Raw genomic sequence first — 22,281 nt, 5'->3', positions numbered from 1 at the left:
CGCGGGCGGAGACGGCGGTCGGGGTGGGTGTTCGGCGCGGGTGGCCGGGGCGCGCCCGGCCTCGGGTCAGCTGTCCACGGCGGACCGCGCCCGCTCCGCCCTGGTGTGCGGCAGGTCGTACTTGGCCGGGCTCACGTCGCCCAGGTGGGTGGCGGGCTTGCCGGTGTTCTCCAGGACGTCCAGGGCCGCGATGTCGGGGTGGTGCAGGTCGAAGGCCGGGGATTCGGAGCGGATCCTCGGCAGCCGGACGAAGTTGTGCCGGGGCGGCGGGCAGGAGGTGGCCCACTCCAGCGAGCGGCCGTAGCCCCACGGGTCGTCGGCCTCGACCTTCTCGCCGTACTTGGCCGTCTTCCAGATGTTGTAGAGGAACGGCAGGATCGACAGCCCGAGCAGGAAGGAGAAGATGGTGGACAGGGTGTTGAGCGTGGTGAAGCCGTCCGAGGCCAGGTAGTCGGCGTAGCGGCGGGGCATGCCCTCGGCGCCGAGCCAGTGCTGGACCAGGAAGGTGCCGTGGAAGCCGACGGTGAGCGTCCAGAAGGTGATCCGGCCGAGCCGCTCGTCCAGCTTCTTGCCGGTCATCTTGGGCCACCAGAAGTGGAAGCCGGCGAACATCGCGTAGACCACGGTGCCGAACAGCGTGTAGTGGAAGTGGGCGACGACGAAGTACGAGTCGGAGACGTGGAAGTCGATCGGCGGGGCGGCGAGCAGCACGCCGGTGAGGCCGCCGAACAGGAAGGTGACCAGGAAGCCGACCGTCCACAGCATCGGTGTCTCGAAGCTGAGCGAGCCCTTCCACATGGTGCCGACCCAGTTGAAGAACTTGACCCCGGTCGGGACGGCGATGAGGAAGGTCATGAAGGAGAAGAACGGCAGCAGCACCTGCCCGGTGACGTACATGTGGTGCGCCCACACCGTCACCGACAGGCCGGCGATGGCGACGGTGGCGGCGATCAGCCCCGCGTAGCCGAACATCGGCTTGCGGCTGAAGACCGGGATGATCTCGGAGATGATCCCGAAGAACGGCAGCGCCAGGATGTACACCTCGGGATGGCCGAAGAACCAGAACAGGTGTTGCCAGAGCATCGCCCCGCCGTTGGCCGGGTCGAAGACGTGCGAGCCGAACTTGCGGTCGCACTCGAGGGCGAGCAGGGCGGCGGCGAGGACGGGGAAGACCAGCAGCACCAGCACCGAGGTGAGCAGCACGTTCCAGCAGAAGATGGACATCCGGAACATGGTCAGTCCGGGTGCGCGCATGCAGATGATCGTGGTGATGAAGTTGACGGCGCCGAGGATGCTGCCGAAGCCGGAGAGCGTCACGCCCATGATCCACATGTCGGCGCCGACGCTGGGCGAGTGGACGGCGTCGGACAGCGGCGCGTAGAGGAACCAGCCGAAGTCGGCGGCGCCCTGCGGGGTCGCGAAGCCGGCGGCGGCGATCAGCGAGCCGAACATGAACAGCCAGAAGGACAGCATGTTCAGGCGCGGGAAGGCGACGTCCGGGGCGCCGATCTGCAACGGCATGATCCAGTTGGCGAAGCCGGTGAACAGCGGCATCGCGAAGAGCAGCAGCATCACCGAGCCGTGCATGGTGAAGGCCTGGTTGAACTGCTCGTTGGAGAGGATCTGCGTTCCGGGCCGGGCGAGTTCGGCGCGCATGACCAGCGCCAGGACACCGCCGATCAGGAAGAACCCGAACGCCGACACCAGGTACATGGAGCCGATCGTCTTGTGGTCGGTGGTGGTCAGCAGTCTGACCACGGCCGAACCGGGCCGTTTCGGCCGAACCGACGGCTGCGGTACGGAGGTTGGCGGTGGCGTGGGGTCGCCCTGTGCCGGGGTGGCGCTCAAGGACGCACTCCTTAGGAACGTCGTGCGAATGGCTGGCGATCCATGATCCGAACGGACCGCCCCCAGCCCCTAGGGCCGTTCGGCCCGCGCCCCCGGGGCCGCACGGCCCGCGTTCCGGCACCCGGACCGGGACCTCCGGTGGCCGTCGGTCCCTCCCCGGCCCCTCGGGCGGCGCTCACCGCGCCGACGAGCACCGCTGGAGGAACGCCGGAACCGCCCCGGCGCCCCCGCCCCGGACCGCCCCCGCCCGGCCCCGCCCGCCCCGGGGCCCGCACCCCCGGCCCCGGCCCTCCACCGCACCCCGCCGGCCCCTCCCACCCCACCCCACCGGCCACGACACCGCGCCCGCCGGCCGCCGCCACACCCGGCCGCCCCCTCCCCCGGATGCCGCCTCCCCCAGGTGCCCGAAGTGTGAGGGTCGCGTGACCGAAACAGGCCGATTCCGTGCCCTACAGATCGGATCGGCCGTCAAGTAGCCTGCGGCCACGCCCGCACCGCACCGGTCACGCCCCCGCTCGGACACGCCCTGACCCCCACCCACGCCCCGGAGGTACGCCGATGCCCCTGGCCCAGCCCGCCGCCCCCACCCGGCCGCGCTTCTCCGTCCTCGGCCCGCTGACCGGCGAAACGGACGGCCGCCCGCTCGCCCTCGGCCCGCTGAAGCAGCGGCTGGTGCTGGCCGTCCTGCTGAGCCGCGCCAACACGGCCGTCCCGGTCGACCTGCTCACCGACGCGGTCTGGCCCGAGGAGCCGCCGCGCACCGCCCGCAAGAACCTCCAGGTCTACATCTGCACCCTGCGCACCCTGCTCGGCCGCGACCCCGGGCCCGAACGGCTGGTCCACACCGCCGGCGGCTACCTGCTGCGGGTCGCCGAACCCGAGCTCGACGTCCTGCAGTTCCGCGCCCTCGCCCGGGCCGGCCGGGCCGCCGCCGACAGCGGCGCGCTCGCCCCCGCCGCCCGGCTGCTGCGCCAGGCCCTCGACCTGTGGCAGGGCCCGCCGCTCGCCGACCTGCGCTGCTCGCCCGCCGTCCAGGCCGAGGCCGACCGGCTGGAGGCCCGCTGCCTCGGCGTCCACGAGGACTGGGCGGAGACCGAGTTGGAGCTCGGCAACGCCACCGCCGTCGCCGAAGAGCTCGCCGAGCCGGCCGAGCGCCACCCGCTGCGCGAACGTCTCCAGGCCGCCCGGATGAACGCCCTGCACCTGTCCGGACGGCAGGCCGAGGCGCTCGCCGTCTACGACACCCACCGCCAGCTGCTCGCCCGCGAGTTGGGCCTCGAACCCAGCCCCGCCCTGACCGCCCGCTACCGGCAGCTGCTCGCCCACGGCCCGGCCCGCCCCGCCACCGCCCGGCCGGCGCAGCACCCGGGCCCGAGCGGCGCGCTGCTGCCCGCCGACACCACCGACTTCACCGGCCGGAGCCACGAACTGCGGGAGCTGATCGACGCGTTGGCGGAGGGCGGCGAGCGCGTCGCGGTCCTCTCCGGGCCGGCCGGCGTCGGCAAGACCGCCCTCGCCGTGCACGCCGGGCACCTGCTCGCCGACCGCTTCCCCGACGGCCGGCTGCTGCTCCGGCTGCGCACCGAGGACGGCGCCCCGCGCCCGCTCGCCGACATCCTCGCCGAACTCGCCGCCCTCACCGGCCGATCCGGCCCCAGACCGGCCGACCCGGCCCAGGCCGCCGCCCTCTGGCGCGCCTCCCTGGCCGGACGCCGGATGCTGCTGATCCTCGACGACGCCCCCGGCGAGGCCGTGGTCCGCGAACTGCTGCCGGGCTTCGGCCCGAGCGCCACCCTCGTCACCTCGCGCAGCCAACTCGCCGGACTGGCCTCGGTGCACCGGGTCACCGTGCCGCCCTTCGCCCCCGCCGAGGCGCTCGACCTGCTCGGCCGGATCGTCGGCACCGGCCGGACCGGCACCGACCGCGCGGCCGCCGCCCGGATCGTCGAGGCCTGCGGGCTGCTGCCGCTCGCCGTCCGGGTCGCCGGCACCCGGCTCGCCGTCCTGCGCCACCTGCCGCTCGCCGAGTACGCGGCCCGCCTCGCCGACCCGGCCGGCGCCCTGGACGAACTCGTCGCCGGGGACGTCACCGTCCGCGCCCGCCTCGACTCCGGCTGGCGCGACCTCACCGACCAGGGCCGCCTCGCCCTCGGCCGGCTCGCCGCCCTCCCGCTCTCCCTGCTGTTCACCCTCCCCGAGGCCGCCGCCGCCCTCGGCCGCCCCGAACGCCTCGCCCTGCGCACCCTGGAGGCCCTCACCGACACCGGCGCCGTCACCTCCCCCACCGGCGAGGTCACCGCCCACGCCGCCCTCTACGCCCTCCCCCGCCTCACCCACCTGCACGCCCGCGAGCACAGCACCGTACTGGCCGACAGCCTCAACTGAGCCCGCCGCGCCGGCCGGAGCCCCTTGGGCCGAGCGTCAGCACGTCCAGCAACTCCCCACCCTCCAGGCCCTGTTCGACGGCCCGCAGGGCCAGCAGGACGCCCGCCGCCCCGGTGTGCAGGTCCGCCGAGAACCGGCGCAGCCGCATCCCGGGGACGAGCAGCCCCTCCGGCCGCGCGACCAGGTGCCACTGGAGCTTGCGGACCTGCTCGCGGACGGCGTCCCGGGCGGCCGCCCCGCCCAGCCGGTCCAGCGCCAGCAGCAGCCCGGCGCGGCCCCGGAACAGCCCGGGCTCGCGGACGAATCCGGGTGCGCACACCCGCCGCACGTCGGCGAGGAACTCCTCGGACCCGCCGAACTCCCGGAACCCGCCGAACCCCTCCGACCCCGCGAACTCCTCCGACCCCGCGAACTCCTCCCACCTGCTGCCGCCGAGCGCCTGGTACTCCCGGGCGACGAGCGCGATCCCGCTGCTGCCGCGGTCGAGGTAGGCGAGCCGCCGCCCCCGGTCGAGGACCTGGGCCGACCCGTCGGGCACCCGCACGCACTGCGCCACGGCCCGCCCCAGCGCCTCGCGCCCGGAGGCCAGCAGCCAGTCCTCACCGGTCCGCTGGTACAGCCGCAGCTGGACGAGGGCGATCCCGGCCAGGCCGTACAGCAGTCCGGCCGCCGTCGGCGCGCCGAGGCCCGGGACGGTCTGCCCGCGCAGCACCGCGTCGAGCGCCCGCGCGTCGGCGAGGGCGTCCGCGAGTTCGCGCCGGCTGCCGAGGGCGTCCGCGAGCCGCAGCCGGGCGAGCGCGGCGCCGGCCCGGCCGCCGTGGAGGGCGACGGTGGGCGCGGGCCGGGCCTGCCGGGCCTGCGCGGCCAGTTCGGCGGCCTCGTCGCCGCGGCCGACCCGGGCGAGCACGGCTGCCACGCCGAGCGGCCCGTCGAAGAGCCCGCCCGCACCCGGCCTCGGGCCGCGCCGCCGCATCGCCGCGATCAGCCAGTCCGCGTACTCGTCGGGGCAGGGCGCCCCGGCGCGGTGCAGCGCGTACAGCACGCCGGCGGCGCCGTGGGCGACGCCGGTGCCGCCGTCGGCGAATCCGGCCGGGTCGCCGGGGAAGAGCCGGTCCGGCCGGTCGGGGGTGGCCCCGGCGTGGATGCCGGCGACGAGTTCGTTCCTGGCGGCGTCGAGGGCGGGCCCGGCGAGGAGTTCGCGGACCCGCCGTTCACCGACCGGTTCCACCGGCGCCACCGGTGCCACGGCGCCCGGCCGTACCGGCCCGTCCTCCGGCCCGAGGCCGAACCAGTGCCGTGCCCGCCGTTCCAGCGCGGGCAGCTTGCCGGGATCGCGTTCGGCCAGCTCCATCACGGGCATCAGCAGCATCAGCCAGGTGGCCCAGAGCATGTGGCGGTCGGCGTCGGCCCCGTCGAGCCCGGGCGGGGGCTGCAGCGCGCCTGCGCCGGCGAGCGGGACACGGCGGCCGGTGAGTTCCTCCGCGTACTCGAAGTCGACGAGCACCACCGAACCGTCCGGACGGACGATCACATTGGCCGGGTGCAGGTCGCCGAACCGGACGCCCCGCTCGTGCAGGGCACCGAGCGCCTTCTCCAGCCCGGCCACGACCCCGGCCACCCAGTGCGCGTACTCGGCGCGCTGCCCGGCGGTGCAGTTCTGGTGCACCAGCGGGTAACGGCGGATCGCCTCGGCGAACAGCTGGACGCCCTCGATGTGCTCCTGGACCAGGAAGGTGTGCTCCCAGACCGTCCGGACCTCGTGCAGCCGGGGCACGCAGTCCAGGCCGGCGAGCCGTTCCAGCGCCCACTGCTCGCGCCGCAGCCGGGTGACGGCGTCGTCCCCGGCGGCGTCCAGCCCGGCGTGCGGGCGGGCCTCGCGCAGCACCACCCGCTCCCCGGTGGTCCGGTGCTCGGCGAGGTAGATCCCGCCCGCGTTGGAGAACTGCAGCACCTCGACGATCCGGTACGGCAGGTCGCCGCCGGCCGCCTCCCGGGCGGCCAGGTGCGGGCGCAGCTCCTCGGGCGGTTCGACCCAGGCGGGCAGCTGGAACACCGGGTCGCGCCGGTCGGGGACCAGCTCGCCGGACGGGTCGCGCAGCGCGGGTACCGCCCGCCCGTCCTCGTCCTGGCACCACAGCTCGACGAACGCGCCGTAGCGCACGTACACCGGCGCCGTCCCGATCCGCAGGTCGGTGAGCACGTACGGCCCCAGGCGGCCCGCCAGCACCTCGGCCAGCTCCGCCGCCACGGCCAGGAACTCCTCCTCCGACCCCGGGTAGACGGTGACGAACTTGCCGCTGCTGCCGCGCCCCATGTACTTGCCGTTCGCGACCCGCAGCGCCTCGTCGCTGCGCAGGAACTTGAACGTCGTGCGGCGTGCCAGGCAGATCCGCGCGACGGCCCGCAGGGTCGCCTCGGCCTCCTCCGGCACGGTCGAGACGTGGATCTTCCAGCCCTGCTCCGGCAGCCGGGCGCCGTCCGGCCGCAGCGCCGTCCACAGCCCGCGCCGCTCGCGCCGCCACCCCGCGGGCGGTGCGCCGAGCCCCAGCCGGTACCGGCCGGCCCGGTCGCGGAGCCGGCCGGGGGTGTCGTAGTACGTCGGATCGGCGAGGCAGTACAGCTGGGTCTCCTGGGCGCCGGCCATGGCGCGCCTCCTCTTCCGGGTCGTCTTCCGGGCTCGTCCAAGCTCTCCGGGTCGCTCGTCTCCCGGGCCGCCGAACGGTTCAGCCCGCGGGTGCGGGCGCGGGTAGCGGTGTCGGGGCCGGCGCCGGGCCGCGCCGGACCGGCGGCGCCCAGGTGACGACGGCCGCGCAGAGCGAGATGGCGAGCGCCAGCAGGGCGAAGGTCCGGGTACCGCCCAGGGCGCCGAGCAGCGCGCCGCCCACCAGCGGGCCGAACGGCTGGACCAGGGTGGACAGGAAACCGGCGGCGCTCTGCACCCGGCCGATCCGGTCGGGCGGCGCGGCGAGCAGCATGCCGGAGACGAAGCCGATGCTGGCGACCGTGGACAGGCACATGCACACCGCGCAGAGCAGCCCGATCAGCAGCGGGATCCGGGTGAGCACCAGCACCCCGGCGGTGGCGGCGGCCGCCCAGCAGCTGAGCGCCACCAGCCTGCCGTCGCGCACCCCGGGGCGCGCCCTGGCCTCCAGCCTCGGGGCGAGCAGCGCGCCGGCCAGGGCGCCGGCCGCGGTGCAGGAGACCACCGTGCCGCCGCCGATCCCGGAGCGGCCGCCGTCGGAGGCCACGGCCAGGGTGGTGAACATCAGCGCGCTGAACGCGAAGTTCATCCCGAGCCCGAAGATCAGCAGCAGGGTGCGCAGGTAGGGCTGGCGCCAGATGAAGCTGAGCCCGGCGGTCAGTTCGCCGCGGCTGAACGCCGCGCCGCCCCTGGCGGCGGGCACCGAGCGGGTCCGCATCAGCGCGACGCAGACGGTGGAGAGCAGCAGCCCGACGCCCTCGGCGAGGAACGGCAGCACCGGGTGCCAGGCGAACAGCGCGCCGCCGGCGATCGGCCCGACCAGCCGGGCGGCGGCGCCGCGCGCCTGCATCCGGGACGAGGCCGCGCGGACCTGCTCGCGCGGCACCACCGCGCGCAGCAGGCCGCCGGCGGCGGGCCCGTAGGCGCTGGTGATGAGCGCCCCGGCGGCGGCCACCAGCAGGACCAGCGGCAGCGGGGTGTGGCCGCGCAGGACGGCGATCACCAGCGCGGTGACGGCGAGCAGGCTGCCGACGTCGCACACCCGCATCAGCCGGCGCCGCTCGATCCGGTCGGCGATGACGCCGCCGGGCAGCATGGTGAGCAGCAGCGCGCCGATCGAGACGGTGCCGATGGCGCCCGCCTGGGCGGCCGATCCGGTCTCCCGCAGGACGAGCAGCGGCAGGGCGATCGAGGCGAGTTGGGAGCCGAGCGAGGCCATCAGGCCGCCGACCCAGAGCAGCCGGAAGTCCCGGTTGCGGGAGAGCGAGGTGGGCTCCATGGCCGTCCTCCGGGGTGGGGGGTGGAATCGGGCCGGGGCGGCCCCGCACCGGCGGGACCGCCCCGGAAGCCAATCACTGCCCGGCGGCCGGGGGCGGTGGTGCGCCCGCCCCCGCGCCGGACACCTTCGACCTGCCGCTGATCAGGCGGAGGTCTCGGCGGAGCTGACGTAGCTGATCAGGCTGAAGCAGCTGCCGTCGGAGGCCTCCTGGAGGACCTTCATCGCCTGGAGGTCCAGGACGTTGGCGGCGTGCGCCTGGACCTCCGGGGTCTCCTCGCTGTCCTCGCCGACGATCGGGTCGATGTTCTCGGCCATGGCCGAACTCCTTTCGCTGGGTTGATCGGTGGGGGTTCGACGGGTGGTGGCCCGCCGTGGTGAGGACGTTAGGCAGGCGGGGCTGCGCACGGCCTGCGAACCGGTACGGCCCCGGTATGGCCGCAGGTCGGGGCGTCGGCGGCGCCGCCGTCCGGCCTGCCGAGCCCGCCCGGCGGCCCTGCGCACCCGCCCCGGGCTGCGGCCATACCGCCGGCAAGGCGGCCGCGAACCGGGCCCGAAGCCGGGCCGGGGAGCCTGACCCGGCACGCCCGCACGCCCGGCTCCGACCACGCATACCCGGGCTCCATGCGCACCCCGACCTCACGCACCCCGACCTCACGCACTCCCCGATGCACTCCCCGCACCGCGAAGGACTAGCGAAGGACTGCCACCATGCCCTGCCCGCTCTGCGCCCAACTCGCCAGCACGAACGACCAGTTCTGCCCCGCCTGCGGCACCCCCCGGGCCGCCGCCCTCGACCTGGCCGCCGAGGAGCGCAAGCTGGTGACGGTGGTCTTCTGCGACCTGGTCGACTCCACCGCCCTGTCCGGCGCGCTCGACCCGGAGACGCTGCGCGAGGTGATCCTGCGCTACTTCGAACGGATGCACCGGCAGATCGAGGCGCACGGCGGCACCTTGGAGAAGTTCATCGGGGACGCGGTGATGGCGGTGTTCGGCGTCCCGGTGATCCGCGAGGACGACGCCCACCGGGCGCTGGCCGCCGCGCTCGCCATGCTGGAGGACCTGGAGGACCTCAACACCGAGCTGGACGCCACCCTCGGGGTCCGCCTGGACGTCCGGATCGGTGTCAACACCGGCCAGGTGGTGGCGGGTTCGGACGCCTCGGCGCGCCAGGCCCTGATCTCCGGCGAGACCGTGAACATCGCCGCCCGGCTCCAGACCCAGGCCGCCCCCGGACAGGTGCTGATCGGCCCGCAGACCCTGCGCGCGGCGGGGCCGGCCGCCCAGGTGCACGAGGTCGGCCCGCTGCGGCTCAAGGGCAAGGCCGAGCCGGTCACCGCGTACCGCCTGGTCGGGCTGGACGAGGACGACCCCGAGCTGCTGCGCCGCTTCGACGTCCCGCTGGTCGGGCGGGAGCGTGAACTCGCCCAGCTGGACGCCGCGCTGGTCCGGGTGGCCGGCGGCCAGGGCGCCGAACTGCTGCTGGTCGTCGGCGAGGCCGGGATCGGCAAGACCCGGCTGGTGCGCGAGTGGCAGGAGCGGACGGGCCGGCACACCGCGCGCTGCGGCACCGGCCGCTGCCGCAGCTACGGCGAGCAGGGCGTCCTGACCCCGCTCGCGGAGGCCGTCGGGGCCCTGCTCGGCGGCCCGGGGGCGCCCGCGCCCGCCGAGGCGCTGGACCGGCTGGCGCAGGCCACCGCGCCCGGGGTGAGCGCCGAACAGTCCCTGGACCGGCTGGCCGCGATCCTGCGCGGGCGGACCGTCGAGCGCCCGGCCGTGCTGGTCCTGGACGACTGCCAGTGGGCCGGCCCGGTGCTGCTGGACGCCGTCGAGCGGCTGGTCGCCGCCCTCGGCCAGGCCCCGGTGCTGCTGCTGTGCCTGGCCCGGCCGGAGCTGCCGGCCTCCCGCCCGGAGCTGCCGGCGCTGCCGGTCGGCGGCCTGTCCTGGGACGAATCGGCGCTGCTGGCAGCCCAGTTGACGGAGTTGAGCGCCCACCAGGACGCGGTGCCGACCCGGCTGCTGGAGCGCGCCGAGGGCAACCCGCTGCACCTGGAGGAGCTGCTGGCCGCCCTCACCGAGGCGGACGGCCCCGCGCTCGCCGACGAACTCCCGCCCACCGGCCGGGCGCTGCTCAGTGCGCGGATCGACGACCTGGAGCGCGACGAGCGCACCACCCTGGACCTGGCCGCCGTGCTCGGCCGCGCCTTCACCGCCGCCGAACTCGCCCAGCTCGCCCACGGCGGCGCCGACCAGGACGCCTTCGCCGACCCGGAGGACGACGTCTTCACCGGCCCGTTCGACGGCCTCCCGGGCCTGCCCGCGGGCGACGACACCCCGCCGCGGCTGCACGCCGCGCTGGCCCGGCTGACCGAGCGCCGCCTGGTCGAAGCGGCCGGCACCAGCTTCCGGTTCAGCAGCGGCCTGGTCCAGGAGTCGGTCTACCAGTCGATGTCCAAGCGGGCCCGCGCCGAGCGCCACGAACGCGCCGCCGACCTGCCGGCCGTCCGCGCCGCCGGGGACGCCGCCGTCGGCGGCCACCTGGAGCGCGCCCACCGCTACCGGCTCGAACTCGGCCTGCTGGACGCCCGGACGGACGCCCTGCGCACCCGCGCGGCGGCCGCCCTCGGCGTGGCCGGCGCCCACGCCCTCGCCCACGCCGACCTGCCCGCCGCCACCGACCTGCTGGAGCGCGCCGTCCGGCTGCACTACCCGAACGAGCGCACCGCCGGCCCGGCGCTGCGCCGCCTCGGCGAGGCCCGGCTGGCGCTCGGCCGGGCCGACGAGGCCCTGCCCGTCCTGGCGCAGGTCCGCGACTCGGCCGCCGACCCGCTGGACGCCGCGCACGCCCGGCTCGCGCTGGCCGCGCGCGGCCTGCCGCCCGGCCCGGAGCAGCCCGCCGCCACCGCCCGCGCCGTCCTCCCGCTCTTCATCGACCTGCGGGACGACCTGGGCCAGGCCCGGGCCGGGCTGCGTCTGGCCGAGGAGCACCTGCTGGCGGGCCGGCACGCCGAGGCGGAGCGACTGCTGGACGACGCCCTCGACCACGCCGCCCGCACCGACGCCGAGCTGGACCGGGCCGCCGTGCTGGCCGCGCTGGCCGCCTCCCTGCTGGCGGGCCCCGAGCCCGTCCCGAACGCCGTCTTCCGGCTGCGGGCCCTGCTGGCCGGGCACGGCGCCGGCCACCGGACGGTGCGGGTCGCGCTCAACGGCCCGCTGGCCGTCCTGCTCGCCCTGCGCGACCGGCCCGGCGAGGCCGAACTGCTGCTGGCCGAGGCCAACGGCCTGGCGGGCGAGCTGTCGCTGGCCGACGCGATGATCTCGCTGCCGGCCCTGACCGCCCAGGCCGCGGCGGCCACCGGCCAGACCGCGCAGGCGCTGGACCTGCTCGCCGACGCCGCCGAGGTCGCCCGCCGGCTGGGCAACTCCGCCCCGCTGCCCCGGCTCGCCCTCACCACCGCCCGCGCCCTGCTGGACGCCGACCGCCCGGGCCCGGCCGCCCGCCACCTGGACGGCGTCGACGCCGCGGCCGCGCTGCCGCCGGTGCTGGCGATCGAGCTGGACGCGCTGCGCGGCCGGCTCGCCGCCTCCCGGGGCGAGGCCGACCCGGCCCTGGAGCTGACCGCGGCCGCCGCGCGGGCGGCCGAGGCCACCGAGTCGCTGCTGCTCCAGGCGCTCACCGCGCTGGACCGCGCCCACGCGCTGCTGCTGCTCGACCGGCGCGCCGAGGCCGCCGTCGCGGCCGCCACCGCCCGGGACCGGTTCGCCGCCAAGGGCCACCTGCCGGGCGTGCGCCGGGCCGAGCGGCTCGGGGACGCCCGGTGAGCGGCCCGGCCGGCCTCACCTGGAGCCTGCGCGGCCGGGCCGCCGCGGACCTGCCGGTGCTCGCCGACACCACCGCCCACGACACCACCGGCCCCGACACCACCGGCCCCGACGGCGCCCTCGACGGCGGGGGCACCGGCAAGGGCGTGCGGGTGTGCGTCGTGGACTCCGGCATCGAGCCGGACCACCCGCTGGTCGGCCCGCTGAACGGCTCCTGGGTGGTCGTCAAGGACCCGACGACCCGGGAGCTGGTGGTCCGCCCCGACCGCACCGGCGACACCTGCGGCCACGGCACCGCCTGCGCGGGCATCATCCGCCGCACCGCCCCGGACTGCGAGCTGTACAGCGTCCGGGTGCTCGGCGAACGCTTCACCGGCACCGGCGACATGCTGATCACCGGGCTGCGCTGGGCCGTCGAGCAGGGCTTCGACATCGTCAACCTCAGTCTCTCCACCACCCGGACCCGCTTCCTGGAGGAGCTGCACGCGATCGCCGACGACGCCTTCTTCGCCCGCACCGCGATCGTCGCCTCCGCGCACAACACCCCGGTGGAGAGCTACCCCTGGCGGTTCTCCTCGGTGATCTCGGTCGGCAGCCACCAGGAGGAGGACCCGGCCCTGCACCTGTACAACCCGGCGCCGCCGGTCGAGTTCTTCGCCCCGGGCCAGAACGTCCGGGTCCCCTGGCTCGGCGGCTCCACCATCCGCACCACCGGCAACAGCTTCGCCACCCCGTACGTCGCCGGGCTGTGCGCCCGCATCCTGTCCGGCCACCCGAGGCTGACGACCTTCCAGCTGAAGAGCGCGCTCTACCTCACCGCGGCCAACGTCCAGGTCGGCCCCGGTGCCGGTCCTCGCCGTCCCCCGGGCGGGAGTTCGACGACCGGGCCCACCCCGTCCACCCCCATCACGGAGGCGCCCGATGACCCTCAGCACTGATCCCGCCGTCGACCCGCTGGCCCGCGAACTGCTGCAGTCCGTGGTGGACGTGGCCCGAGCGATCTTCGGTGCCGAGGCCGGTTCGGTCTGCCTGCTCGACGAGGCGGCCGGGGAGCTGGTGTTCCAGGCCGTCTCGGGGCGCGGCGAGGAGTCCCTGGTGGGCCGCCGCTTCCCGGCGGGCAGCGGCATCGCGGGCTGGGTCGCCGCCTCGGGCGAGCCGATGGTGGTCGACGACCTGGGCGCGAACCGCACCTTCGACCGGGCCTTCGCCGAGTCCACCGCGTACGTTCCGAACGCGCTGATGGCGGCACCGCTGACGCACGGCAGCAGGGTGCTGGGCGTCCTGGAGGTGCTGGACCCGGCCCCGCAGGCCCGGTCCAGCCTGCCCGAGCTGGACCTGCTCGCCCTGTTCGCCCGCCAGGCCGCCGCCGCCCTGCGGGTCATCGCCGAGCGCTCCCCGGCCCCGGCGGCGGTGCCCGACCGCGCCGCCGCCCTCGACCTGCTGGCCGACCTGGAGGAGCTGCTGCGCCGTCAGCCCTGACGCGGCGCCAACCTCGCGATCGATCCGCGCTCCAGCGCCGCGTACACCGCGCCGTCCGGGCCGACGGCGATGCCGTGCGGCTCGGCGGCCGGGCCGGGCAGTTGGTGGCCGTCGAGCAGCCCGTCCGGGCCGAGCACTCCGATCCGGCCGGCGCCCCACTCGGTGAACCAGAGCCGGCCGTCCGGGCCGCAGGTGATCGCGTGCGGCCGGGCCGCCCGGTCGGCCAGCGGGTACTCGGTGACCTCGCCGTCCACCGTGATCCGGCCGACCAGCCCGCCGCCGATGCCGACGTACCAGAGCGCGCCGTCCGCCCCGGCGGCGATCCCGACCGGGGCGGTGCCCCCGGTGGGCAGCGGGTGGACGGTCACCTCGCCCCCGACGGTGATCCGGGCGACGGCGTCCGCCTGGTTGAGCGTGCACCAGAGCGCGCCGTCCGGGCCCGCCGTGATGAACGACGGGAAGGCCCCGGCCCGCGGCAGCGGGTACTCCGTCACCTCGCCCTCGACGGTGATCCGCCCGATCCGGTCGGCGTTCAGCTCGGTGAACCAGAGCGCCCCGTCGGGCCCCGCCGCGATCCCGTACGGCCCGGCGCCCGCCGTCGGGACGGGGAAGGAGGACGCCTTCCCGTCGGTGTCGATCCGTCCGATCCGGTGGTCGCGCATCCGGGTGAACCAGAGCGCGCCGTCCGGGCCGACGGTGAGCACCGCGGGCCCGCACTCCGGCGCCCCGAGGCCGTAGCGCGCGACCGTGCCGTCCGCCGCCAGCCGTCCGATCTCCCCGGCGTGCACCAGCGTGAACCACACGCCCCCGTCCGGCCCCACGGCGACCCCGTACGGTCCGGCCCCCTCCTCGGCGACCTCGATCAGCTCCGCGATCCGTGCCATGCGAACCCCCGCCCTCACTATTGCGACTATCGTCGCATTAGCGATCCTCGCACGGCCTCTCCGCCCCCGGCAACCGGATTACACCCCGTTCCCCGCGCGGCGGGCGGCCCGCGGGGCGGGGACGCCGCGCAGGACGGAGACGATGCCCACGCCGGCGGCGCACACCGGGACGGCGAGCAGCGCCCCGAGGATGCCGGCGATCCCGGAGCCGGCCACCACCGCGACCATGATGGTGGCCGGGTGCAGCTCCACCGTCCGGCTCTGGATGAGGGGTTGGAGGACGTTGCCCTCGAACAGCTGGACCGCCATCACCACGCCGAGCGCCCACAGCGCCGTCCCGATCCCGCCGTCGGCGAGCGCGACCAGCACGGACACCGCCCCGGACAGGAAGGCCCCGACGAACGGGATGTAGGCACCCATGAACACCAGCGCGCCCAGCCCCGGCGCGCCGGGCACGCCGAGCGCCACCAGGCCGATGGTGATGAAGGTGGCGTCGATCAGCGCGATCAGCGTGGTGCCGCGCATGAAGCCGGCCATCGCGTCGAAGGCCCGCTCGGCACAGGCGATCACGGTCTCGGCGCTGCGCTCGGGCAGGTAGGAGCGGATCGTGTCACCGGTGCGGTGGCCGTCCCGGAGGAAGAAGAACACCAGGGCGAGCGCCAGCACGCCGCCGGCGATCAGCTGGGTCGCCAGGCCCAGCCCGGACAGCACACCGTTGGTGACGGTCGAGACCAGCGAGTTGGTCTCCCCCTTCGCGTTGTCCAGCGCGTGCCGGATCTTCTCCCCGGTCGGGCCGAGCCACGCGGCGAGCTGGTTGCCCGCCTGCTGGAGGGACTCGGCGATCTGCGGGGCGCTGTGCACCAGGGCGTTGACCAGCAGCGCGATCACCCCGCAGACGGCCGCGACCAGCAGCACGCAGGTGAGCCCGGCGGCCAGCCCCCGGTTCACACCCCGCCGGACCAGCCACGGCACCGCCGGGTAGAGCAGCGAGGCCCCCAGCAGCGCCAGCACCACCGGCACGGTCGCGGCCCGCAGCTCGACCAGCGCGAAGACCAGCAGCGAGGCGAGGGCGAGCAGCAGAATCACCGCCGCCGCCCAGGCGGCCGCCTGCCGGACCACCGGCGGCAGCATCAGGTACGGCCTGCGGGGGTCCGGCGCGGCCCCGCCCACGAACCGGGGCTCCGCCTGGCCCTCCCCGGCCGGGTGCTCCTCGGGCACGGCCACCTCCGCCTGGCTCGTCGACGAGTCCGAATCGCCCCGTCTCGACGGACGATCCGTCAGCGTGCCCGCTTCCGGCCGTCCCTCCGGCGACAACGGCACGCCGCCGTCCGGCCGATCAAGGGTGGAGCCGATTCAATCCGCCCCCGTCCGTCGCGTACAGAGCAGCCGGTGGAGCTCACCTCATCGGACGAAGCGCCCTGGCGGACGCGTTCGAGCGCCGGACCTCAGTTCGGCTCGAAACGGCACGCTCAGCGGCGGCCGTCCAGGACGGCGCGCAGCACGCCGATCCGGTTGCTGGTGATGGAGGCGACCCCGGTGTCGCGCAGCCGGCGCATGGTGCGGCGCAGGTCGGCGGTCCAGGTGGAGACGGCGAGCCCGGCGTCCGCCGCGGCCGCGACGAACTCGGGGGTGACCAGGCCGAACGGCGGGTTGAGGTAGCGCGGGCGCAGGTCGTCGAGCAGGGCCCGGACGGGCAGCCGGGGCTCCTTCCAGGTGAGGGCGATCTCGGCGCCGGGCGCCAGCGCGCGGACGGCGAACATCGCGGTGGCGGGGCCGCAGAAGGAGACCACCCCTTCGGCGCCGAGGCCGGTGACGACGGACCAGGTGGCGGCGACGGGGCCGGGGTCGTCGAGGTCGATGAGCAGCCGGGGGCCTCCGGCGGCCGCGACGACCTTGATCGTCTCGGCGAGGGTCGGGACGGCGAGCGGCCCTTGGCGCAGCTCGTCGAGCTGCGCGGTGGTGACTCGGCCGATCGACCGCGGGTCGCCCCAGAGGCGTTCCAGGGTGTGATCGTGCAGCAGGACGGGCACCCGGTCGCGGGTGAGCTGGACGTCCACCTCGACGGCGTCGGCGCCGGCGGCGAGCGCGGACTCGACGGAGGGCAGGGTGTTCTCGCGGTGGCGGTACGGGTCGCCGCGGTGCGCGACGGCGAGCACCCGGCGGCGGTCGGTGGCCGGTTCCCCGACCGCGCGGACGGCGCTCTGGGTGGTCGGCAGATGCGGGTGGGACATCCCGGGCGGGGCCTCTCGTTCGGAACCGGTACGGACGGGGCTCGGCACGCCGTCGGCGCGCGGCACCCGGTGGGGCGTGCCGTGCGGGTCAGGCTGGGCCTAACGCCGCTCGATCATCACATTGGTGGACTTGATGACCGCGGTGGCGGGAGCGCCGGGGACGAGGTTCAGCTCCTCCGCCGACTCCCGGCTGATCAGCGACACCACCCGGAAGGGCCCGGCCTGGACCTCCACCTGGGCCGCGACGTCGCCGAGCACCACGTGGGTGACGATCCCGGGGAAGCGGTTGCGGGCCGAGGACGGACGGCCCTCGGCCTCGGCGTTCTCCGGGCGGGCCAGCTCGCGGGCGAAGGCGGCGAGGTCGACGCCGGGGATGATCCGGTGGCCGTGCTCGTCCCGCTCGGCCGCGACCCGCCCCGCGTCCACCCAGCGCCGCATGGTGTCGGCACTGACCCCGAGCAGCGCCGCGGCTTCACCGATGCGGTACGGGTTGACCGGCGCCTCGGACTGGCCCATGTGCGACTCCTGACACTGACTCGGGGACCGCCCCGGGGCTGACCCGGGGAACGTGGGACGGGAACGGGGACGCCGTACGCGCGGCGGGCCGTCGCCGTCATCCTGCCGTACCGGCGGCCGGGGCCGCCAAGCGAGGCGGGTCAGGACTCGCCGAAGAGGTCGCGGCGCACCGCGTCCCCGGCGGTGAGGACGGCCCCGGCCAGCACCGCGCCGCCGCCCGCCGTGCCGGGCCGGACCTCGGTGCGCAGCGGGGACAGCTCGGCCAGCCGCCGTTCGACCCGGCCGGCCAGTTCGGCGCCGCCGGCCCGGCCGAGCTCGCCGCCGAGCACCACGCAGCCCGGGTCGAGGACGACGCAGATGCTGGCGGCGCCGACCGCGATCCGCGCGGCCAGCTCGTCCAGGAACGGCCCGCCGGGCCCGCCCGGGCCGAGTGCGTCCAGCGCGGCGCGGACGGCCGCCTCGGCGGCGGGGGCGTCCCCGGTGGCGCCGGCGGGCAGTCCGTGGGCGCGGGCGAGCTCGCAGACGGCGGCGCTGCCGGCCAGGCTGTGGAAGCCGCCGTCGCAGCCGGTGGCGCTGGGCAGGCCGCCGGTGCCGGGGACGGGCAGGAAGCCGATCTCGCCGGTGCCGCCGGAGAAGCCCCGGCGGAGCCGGCCGTCCAGGACGACGGCGGCGCCGACGCCGTGGCCGAGCCAGAGCAGCACGAAGGTGTCGCGGTCGCGGGCGGCGCCGATCCGGTACTCGGCCCGGCCGGCCAGGTTGACCTCGTTCTCCAGGATCACCTCGGTACCGGGCAGCCCGCGCAGCTCGGCGAGCAGTTCGGCGTGCCAGGCGGGGAGCTTCCCGGTGCTGTTGAGGCGCCCGGTGGCGGGGTCGACCAGTCCGGGGGCGCCGACGGCGACGGTGTGCAGCCGTTCGACGCCGACGCCGCGCGCGGTGTCCAGCAGGGTGCGCACCAGGTGTCCGGCGGTGTCGGGCGTCCCGTCGCCGTGGACCGGGACCTCGGCGCTGGCGAGGGTGCGCCCGGTGAGGTCGGCGACGACCAGGCTGACGCCACCGGAGCGCACGTCGAAGGCGGCGAGGTGGGCGCGGGAGGCGACCAGCGCGTAGAGCCGGGCGTTGGGGCCGCGCCGCTGTTCGCCCCGTTCGCCGACGACGGCGACCAGGCCGGTGCGCTGGAGGCGGTCGAGCAGGTCGGCGACGGTCGGCCGGGAGAGGCCGGTGAGGTCGCGCAGGTCGGTCGCGGTCAGGGGGCCCTGTTCGAGGAGCAGGTTGAGGGCCAGCCGGTCGTTGATCGCCCGGGCGGTGCTCGGCGTGGCCGTGCGCGCGGTGGTCATGGCGGCTCATCCTTCCAGAGTGTTTCTATCAGGGTCCCTTCCTGATAATTTTATCGAACCATCCGCCGGACGGCCGTCGCCGCCGCGCGGACCGAACGGCCCGCACGTAGACCACCCTCAGGCACGTCAGAACCATTGCCGGGCACGTCAGACCACCCACCAGCACGTCAACCACCCACACAGGGCACCGTCGCGCCGCCCCGCCTGCGCGACCCGGGAGGGAACGCCGGATGAGCACGACCGCACACGCACTGGAGCCACTGGCCTCCCCACGCCGGGCCAGGGCCGGCATCGCCCTGGTCTTCGGCGTGCACGGCGCCGTCAGCGGCAGCTTCGTCACCCGCATCCCGTGGATCCAGGACCGCCTCGACCTCTCCCCCGGCCAGCTCGGCCTGGCCCTGGTGATGCCCGCCATCGGCTCCTCCCTCGCGATGCCGCTGGCCGGCCGGTTCGTCCACCGCTACGGCGGGCGGGCGGCGGTCCGCGGGCTGATCTCGCTCTGGTGCCTGGCCCTCGCCCTGCCCGCGCTCGCCCCCTCGCTGCCGGTGCTGTGCGTGGCGCTGCTCGCGTACGGCGCCTCGGCCGGGATGGCGGACGTCGCGATGAACGCGCAGGGCGTGGAGATCGAACAGCGACTCGGCCGCTCGATCATGTCCGGACTGCACGGGATGTGGAGCGCGGGCGGGCTGCTGGCCTCCGGCTTCGGCATCCTGGCCGCCCACCTCGACCTCGACGCCCGGCTCCAGCTGGCCGTCACCGCGCTCGTGCTGCTCGCCCTCGCGCAGCCCGTCTGCCGGAACCTGCCCGACCTGCGGGCGCCGGAGGGGGCGGAGGAGCCGCCGCGGTTCGCGCTGCCGCCGCGCAGTTCGCTGGTGATCGGGCTGGTCGGCTTCTGCGCCGTCTTCGCCGAGGGCGCCTCGATGGACTGGAGCGGCGTCTACCTGCGGGACGTCACCGGCGCCTCGGCCACCATCGCGGCCGCCTCCTACACCGCCTTCTCCCTCACCATGGCCGTCAGCCGCCTCTGCGGCGACGCGGTGGTCCGCCGGCTCGGCGCCGTGCGCACCACCCGGCTCGGCGGCGCCGTCGCCACCGTCGGCGGCCTGCTGGTGGTGGTGGCCGACAGCCCGGCGCTCGCCATCCCGGGCTTCGCCCTGATCGGCATCGGTATCGCGGTCACCGTCCCGCTGGCCTTCGCGGCGGCCGGGCGGATCGGCAGCAACCCCAGCCAGGCCATCGCGGGCGTCGCCACCGTCACCTACACCTCCGGCCTGGTCGCGCCCGCGATCATCGGCGCACTCGCCCAGGCGACCTCGCTGACCGTCTCCTTCGGCCTGGTCACCGCGCTCGCCTTCGCGCTGCTGCTGAGCGCCGGGGCGCTGCGCCGGGCCGAACGGAACTCCCCCGGATCCGGATCCGGCGCCGAAGACGCGGCCACGGCCACGACGCCACCGGGCGGCACCTCCGCAAAAGACCTCTCGGCGATCTGAACGGGGAATTCCCGGGAATCCCCCCTCCTCGCACCGGCCGCCGGGCGCATTCCGCGCCCGGCGGTTTCGCGTTCCCCGGGGTGAACCCGGTGCGCCACCACCAGGACGCCACCCGGAGGCGGCCCCCGGCTGCCCGCACGAGTTCGTCGGCCACCCGGGCGCGCCGCACAACTTCTTCGCGCTCTCCGCCGTCGAATACTCGGACGCGGCCCGGGACTCCTGGTGACGTCTGCTGGGATTCCTCGCCGACCGCTCCGCATCCGCGACCCCTCGGAGGACGCTCTGATGTCCCGCCCGCCCCGCCTCTCCCGCCCGCCCCGTCGTGCGCGGCTCGCCGCCGCCACGGCCGCCCTCGCCAGCGCCGTGGTGGCGCTCACCGCCCCACCCGCCCCCGCGGCCACCCCCACGGCCGCCGCCGACTTCGGGCCCGCCGAGATCCGCACCGGCATGTACGCGGGCCCGAACGACCTGTGCCTGGAGGTCGCCGACTGGCGCACCGACGACGGCGCCCCGGTCCGGATCTGGACCTGTACCGGCGGCGCCAACCAGCAGTGGACCCAGAGCGCCCGCGGCTGGGTGAACCTGAACAGCGGCAAGTGCCTGGACATCCCGGCCTTCAGCACCACCTGGGGCACCCAGGCCGACCAGTGGACCTGCGACGGCGGCGCCAACCAGAGCTGGAGCGACCCCCCGGCCAGCCACCCCGGCACGCCCCGCCGGATCGTGAACGGCTACAGCGGCCTCGTCCTGGACGTCTCCGGCGGCGCGCTGACCGACGGCACCCCGGTGATCCAGTGGGAGTTCCACAGCGGCGACAACCAGTTCTGGCACTACAACCCGGACAAGCCCCCGTACAGCTGACCGCGACCGCCTCGACGGCCGCGGCGGGGCACCGGTTAGGCTCGGCCGGTGCCCGCACCCGCAACGCCCCCGCCCGCCGTCGAGCGGCCGCCGTCCGGCCCCGCGCCGCGTTCGCCGTGGTGGCGGTTCGCGCTCCTCGTGGTGCTGCTCGGCGCAGCGGCCGGATCGCTGCTGCTGTGGAGCCCGACGGCGCTGCTGAACGGCGGCCTCGCCGACCGGATGCCCGGGTACTGGTTCGCGCCGCTGTTCGCCACCGTGTACGCGGTCGGCACGCTCGCCTTCGTCCCCCGGCCGGCGCTGAACGCCGCCGCCGGGCTGCTGCTGGGCATCCAGCAGGGCGTGCTGCTGTCGGTGCTCGGCACCACGCTGGGCGCGGCCATGGCCTTCGGGCTCGGCCGGGGCCTCGGGCGCGAGGCGCTGCGGCCGTACCTGCGCGGGCGGGTGCTCGGCACGCTGGACCGGCGCTTCACCGAGCAGGGCTTCCGCAGCGTGCTGGTGCTGCGGCTGCTGCCGGGCATGCCGTTCCAGGCGGCCAACTACGGCGCGGCCTTCTCCGGGGTCCGCTTCGCGCCCTTCCTGTTCGCCACCGCGATCGGCGTGGTGCCCACCACCGCGGTGTACGTGACGGCGGCCGCCAGCGCGGGCGAGCCGGGCTCGGCGGCCTTCCTGGTGTCGGCCGGGGTGATCGCGCTGCTCGTGCTGGGCAGCGTGGTCGGGCTGTGGCGGGCCGCGGCCACCAGGCGCCGCGCACCGGCCGCCTGACCGGCCGACCGGCTGACCGGCTGACCGGCTGACCGGCTGACCGGCCGGGATCCGAGGCACTCGGGGGGCGCTCGACAATTCGTTCGCGCCCGCCGGTCGTTGGGCACCAGGATGTCCCGCATGACCGAACTCTCCCCGCGGGTCGACCCGCCGATGGCGGCCGACGAGACCGCCATGCTCACCGCCTGGCTCGACTACCACCGCAGCACGCTCGCGCTCAAGTGCGAGGGCCTGACCGACGACCAGCTGCGGCAGCGCTCCGTCCCGCCGTCCGCCCTCTCGCTGCTCGGCCTCGTCCGGCACATGGCCGAGGTGGAGCAGTACTGGTTCCGGACCGTCCTGCACGGCGACGAGTCCGTCGAGAACCACTACTGGACGGAGGCCGACGAGGACGGCGACTTCAACAACGTCGACACCGCCGACGTCGCGGCCGACTTCGCCACCTGGCGCGCCGAGGTCGAGGCCGCCCGCCGCGCGAGCGCCGGCCTGTCGCTGGACACGGTCGGCAAGCAGCTGCGCCGCGGCGAGGAGGTGACGCTGCGCTGGATCCTGGTCCACATGGTCGAGGAGTACGCGCGGCACAACGGCCACGCCGATCTTCTGCGCGAACTGGTGGACGGCACCACCGGCGGGTGAAATCGTTTCCGCATTGTTGACAGAAGGTCAATTGCGCGGTGACCGCGACCGATATG

The 22,281-nt window shown here is 75.9% G+C and carries 17 protein-coding genes; 8 read left to right on the top strand and 9 right to left on the bottom strand.

What is annotated here, in order from left to right; all coding sequences use genetic code 11:
- Positions 1-66 precede the first annotated feature (66 nt).
- Positions 67-1,878 (bottom strand): aa3-type cytochrome oxidase subunit I, encoded by a 1,812-nt coding sequence (gene ctaD / locus ABT015_RS16700; protein WP_502897333.1) that lies wholly within the window; start codon positions 1,876-1,878, stop codon positions 67-69.
- Positions 1,879-2,406: 528 nt separating this feature from the next.
- On the opposite strand from ctaD, the gene ABT015_RS16695 reads away from it, so the two are divergent.
- Positions 2,407-4,233 (top strand): AfsR/SARP family transcriptional regulator, encoded by a 1,827-nt coding sequence (locus ABT015_RS16695; RefSeq protein WP_350879767.1) that lies wholly within the window; start codon positions 2,407-2,409, stop codon positions 4,231-4,233.
- On the opposite strand, the gene lanKC is transcribed toward ABT015_RS16695, so the two are convergent.
- The 3 genes from lanKC to ABT015_RS16680 form a co-directional block, all read right to left on the bottom strand.
- Complete coding sequence (gene lanKC, locus ABT015_RS16690; protein ID WP_350879766.1) at positions 4,226-6,877, bottom strand: class III lanthionine synthetase LanKC; 2,652 nt, start codon at positions 6,875-6,877, stop codon at positions 4,226-4,228. The genes ABT015_RS16695 and lanKC overlap by 8 nt on opposite strands.
- 79 nt (positions 6,878-6,956) lie before the next feature.
- Positions 6,957-8,213, bottom strand: coding sequence for an MFS transporter (locus ABT015_RS16685; RefSeq protein WP_350879765.1), 1,257 nt, complete (start codon positions 8,211-8,213; stop codon positions 6,957-6,959).
- A gap of 141 nt (positions 8,214-8,354) precedes the next feature.
- A complete protein-coding gene (locus ABT015_RS16680) occupies positions 8,355-8,528 on the bottom strand; it encodes a hypothetical protein (RefSeq protein WP_350879764.1) in 174 nt (57 codons plus the stop codon).
- A 393-nt stretch (positions 8,529-8,921) separates the two neighbouring features.
- Between ABT015_RS16680 and ABT015_RS16675 the strand changes: the two genes are divergently transcribed.
- The 3 genes from ABT015_RS16675 to ABT015_RS16665 are packed head-to-tail and all read left to right on the top strand — an operon-like array spanning position 8,922 to position 13,511.
- Complete coding sequence (locus ABT015_RS16675) at positions 8,922-12,032, top strand: adenylate/guanylate cyclase domain-containing protein (protein ID WP_350879763.1); 3,111 nt, start codon at positions 8,922-8,924, stop codon at positions 12,030-12,032.
- Complete coding sequence (locus tag ABT015_RS16670; RefSeq protein ID WP_350879762.1) at positions 12,029-12,970, top strand: S8 family peptidase; 942 nt, start codon at positions 12,029-12,031, stop codon at positions 12,968-12,970. Before ABT015_RS16675 ends, ABT015_RS16670 begins: the two co-directional genes overlap by 4 nt.
- Positions 12,954-13,511, top strand: coding sequence for a GAF domain-containing protein (locus ABT015_RS16665; RefSeq protein WP_350879761.1), 558 nt, complete (start codon positions 12,954-12,956; stop codon positions 13,509-13,511). The genes ABT015_RS16670 and ABT015_RS16665 overlap by 17 nt, the downstream gene beginning before the upstream one ends.
- Here ABT015_RS16665 and ABT015_RS16660 read toward each other — a convergent pair.
- From ABT015_RS16660 to ABT015_RS16640, 5 genes are all read right to left on the bottom strand, one after another.
- Complete coding sequence (locus tag ABT015_RS16660) at positions 13,502-14,395, bottom strand: virginiamycin B lyase family protein (protein ID WP_350879760.1); 894 nt, start codon at positions 14,393-14,395, stop codon at positions 13,502-13,504. The two genes, ABT015_RS16665 and ABT015_RS16660, sit on opposite strands and share 10 nt — an antisense overlap.
- 78 nt (positions 14,396-14,473) lie before the next feature.
- Positions 14,474-15,613: an AI-2E family transporter gene (locus ABT015_RS16655; protein WP_350879759.1), complete on the bottom strand. Its 1,140-nt coding sequence runs from the start codon at positions 15,611-15,613 to the stop codon at positions 14,474-14,476.
- 251 nt (positions 15,614-15,864) lie between these two features.
- The gene (locus tag ABT015_RS16650; RefSeq protein ID WP_350879758.1) at positions 15,865-16,626 is read right to left on the bottom strand and encodes a glycerophosphodiester phosphodiesterase; all 762 of its coding nucleotides are present in this window, start codon (positions 16,624-16,626) and stop codon (positions 15,865-15,867) included.
- A gap of 99 nt (positions 16,627-16,725) precedes the next feature.
- Positions 16,726-17,142, bottom strand: coding sequence for a TOBE domain-containing protein (locus ABT015_RS16645; RefSeq protein ID WP_208869038.1), 417 nt, complete (start codon positions 17,140-17,142; stop codon positions 16,726-16,728).
- A gap of 140 nt (positions 17,143-17,282) precedes the next feature.
- Positions 17,283-18,476, bottom strand: a complete 1,194-nt coding sequence (locus ABT015_RS16640; protein ID WP_350879757.1) for an ROK family transcriptional regulator — start codon at positions 18,474-18,476, stop codon at positions 17,283-17,285.
- A 230-nt stretch (positions 18,477-18,706) separates the two neighbouring features.
- Between ABT015_RS16640 and ABT015_RS16635 the strand changes: the two genes are divergently transcribed.
- From ABT015_RS16635 to ABT015_RS16620, 4 genes are all read left to right on the top strand, one after another.
- Complete coding sequence (locus ABT015_RS16635) at positions 18,707-19,966, top strand: MFS transporter (RefSeq protein ID WP_350879756.1); 1,260 nt, start codon at positions 18,707-18,709, stop codon at positions 19,964-19,966.
- A 285-nt stretch (positions 19,967-20,251) separates the two neighbouring features.
- On the top strand, positions 20,252-20,827 hold the full coding sequence (locus tag ABT015_RS16630) for an RICIN domain-containing protein (RefSeq protein ID WP_350879755.1): 576 nt from the start codon (positions 20,252-20,254) through the stop codon (positions 20,825-20,827).
- Positions 20,828-20,875: 48 nt separating this feature from the next.
- A complete protein-coding gene (locus ABT015_RS16625) occupies positions 20,876-21,589 on the top strand; it encodes a TVP38/TMEM64 family protein (RefSeq protein WP_350879754.1) in 714 nt (237 codons plus the stop codon).
- Positions 21,590-21,709: 120 nt separating this feature from the next.
- Positions 21,710-22,225 (top strand): DinB family protein, encoded by a 516-nt coding sequence (locus ABT015_RS16620; RefSeq protein ID WP_350879753.1) that lies wholly within the window; start codon positions 21,710-21,712, stop codon positions 22,223-22,225.
- Positions 22,226-22,281 lie beyond the last annotated feature (56 nt).

Source organism: Kitasatospora sp. NPDC094016 (assembly GCF_040304045.1).
Lineage (GTDB): Bacteria > Actinomycetota > Actinomycetes > Streptomycetales > Streptomycetaceae > Kitasatospora.
This window is presented reverse-complemented; position numbering and strand designations above follow the sequence as displayed.

Bases quoted from the DNA above. Each gene is read 5' to 3' on its own strand.
- ABT015_RS16660 (WP_350879760.1), bottom strand. From the start codon at position 14,395: ATGGCACGGATCGCGGAGCTGATCGAGGTCGCCGAGGAGGGGGCCGGA.
- ABT015_RS16645 (WP_208869038.1), bottom strand. From the start codon at position 17,142: ATGGGCCAGTCCGAGGCGCCGGTCAACCCGTACCGCATCGGTGAAGCC.
- ABT015_RS16640 (WP_350879757.1), bottom strand. From the start codon at position 18,476: ATGACCACCGCGCGCACGGCCACGCCGAGCACCGCCCGGGCGATCAAC.
- ABT015_RS16680 (WP_350879764.1), bottom strand. From the start codon at position 8,528: ATGGCCGAGAACATCGACCCGATCGTCGGCGAGGACAGCGAGGAGACC.
- ABT015_RS16685 (WP_350879765.1), bottom strand. From the start codon at position 8,213: ATGGAGCCCACCTCGCTCTCCCGCAACCGGGACTTCCGGCTGCTCTGG.
- ABT015_RS16665 (WP_350879761.1), top strand. From the start codon at position 12,954: ATGACCCTCAGCACTGATCCCGCCGTCGACCCGCTGGCCCGCGAACTG.
- ABT015_RS16675 (WP_350879763.1), top strand. From the start codon at position 8,922: ATGCCCTGCCCGCTCTGCGCCCAACTCGCCAGCACGAACGACCAGTTC.
- ABT015_RS16630 (WP_350879755.1), top strand. From the start codon at position 20,252: ATGTCCCGCCCGCCCCGCCTCTCCCGCCCGCCCCGTCGTGCGCGGCTC.
- ABT015_RS16620 (WP_350879753.1), top strand. From the start codon at position 21,710: ATGACCGAACTCTCCCCGCGGGTCGACCCGCCGATGGCGGCCGACGAG.
- ABT015_RS16635 (WP_350879756.1), top strand. From the start codon at position 18,707: ATGAGCACGACCGCACACGCACTGGAGCCACTGGCCTCCCCACGCCGG.
- lanKC (WP_350879766.1), bottom strand. From the start codon at position 6,877: ATGGCCGGCGCCCAGGAGACCCAGCTGTACTGCCTCGCCGATCCGACG.
- ABT015_RS16695 (WP_350879767.1), top strand. From the start codon at position 2,407: ATGCCCCTGGCCCAGCCCGCCGCCCCCACCCGGCCGCGCTTCTCCGTC.
- ABT015_RS16650 (WP_350879758.1), bottom strand. From the start codon at position 16,626: ATGTCCCACCCGCATCTGCCGACCACCCAGAGCGCCGTCCGCGCGGTC.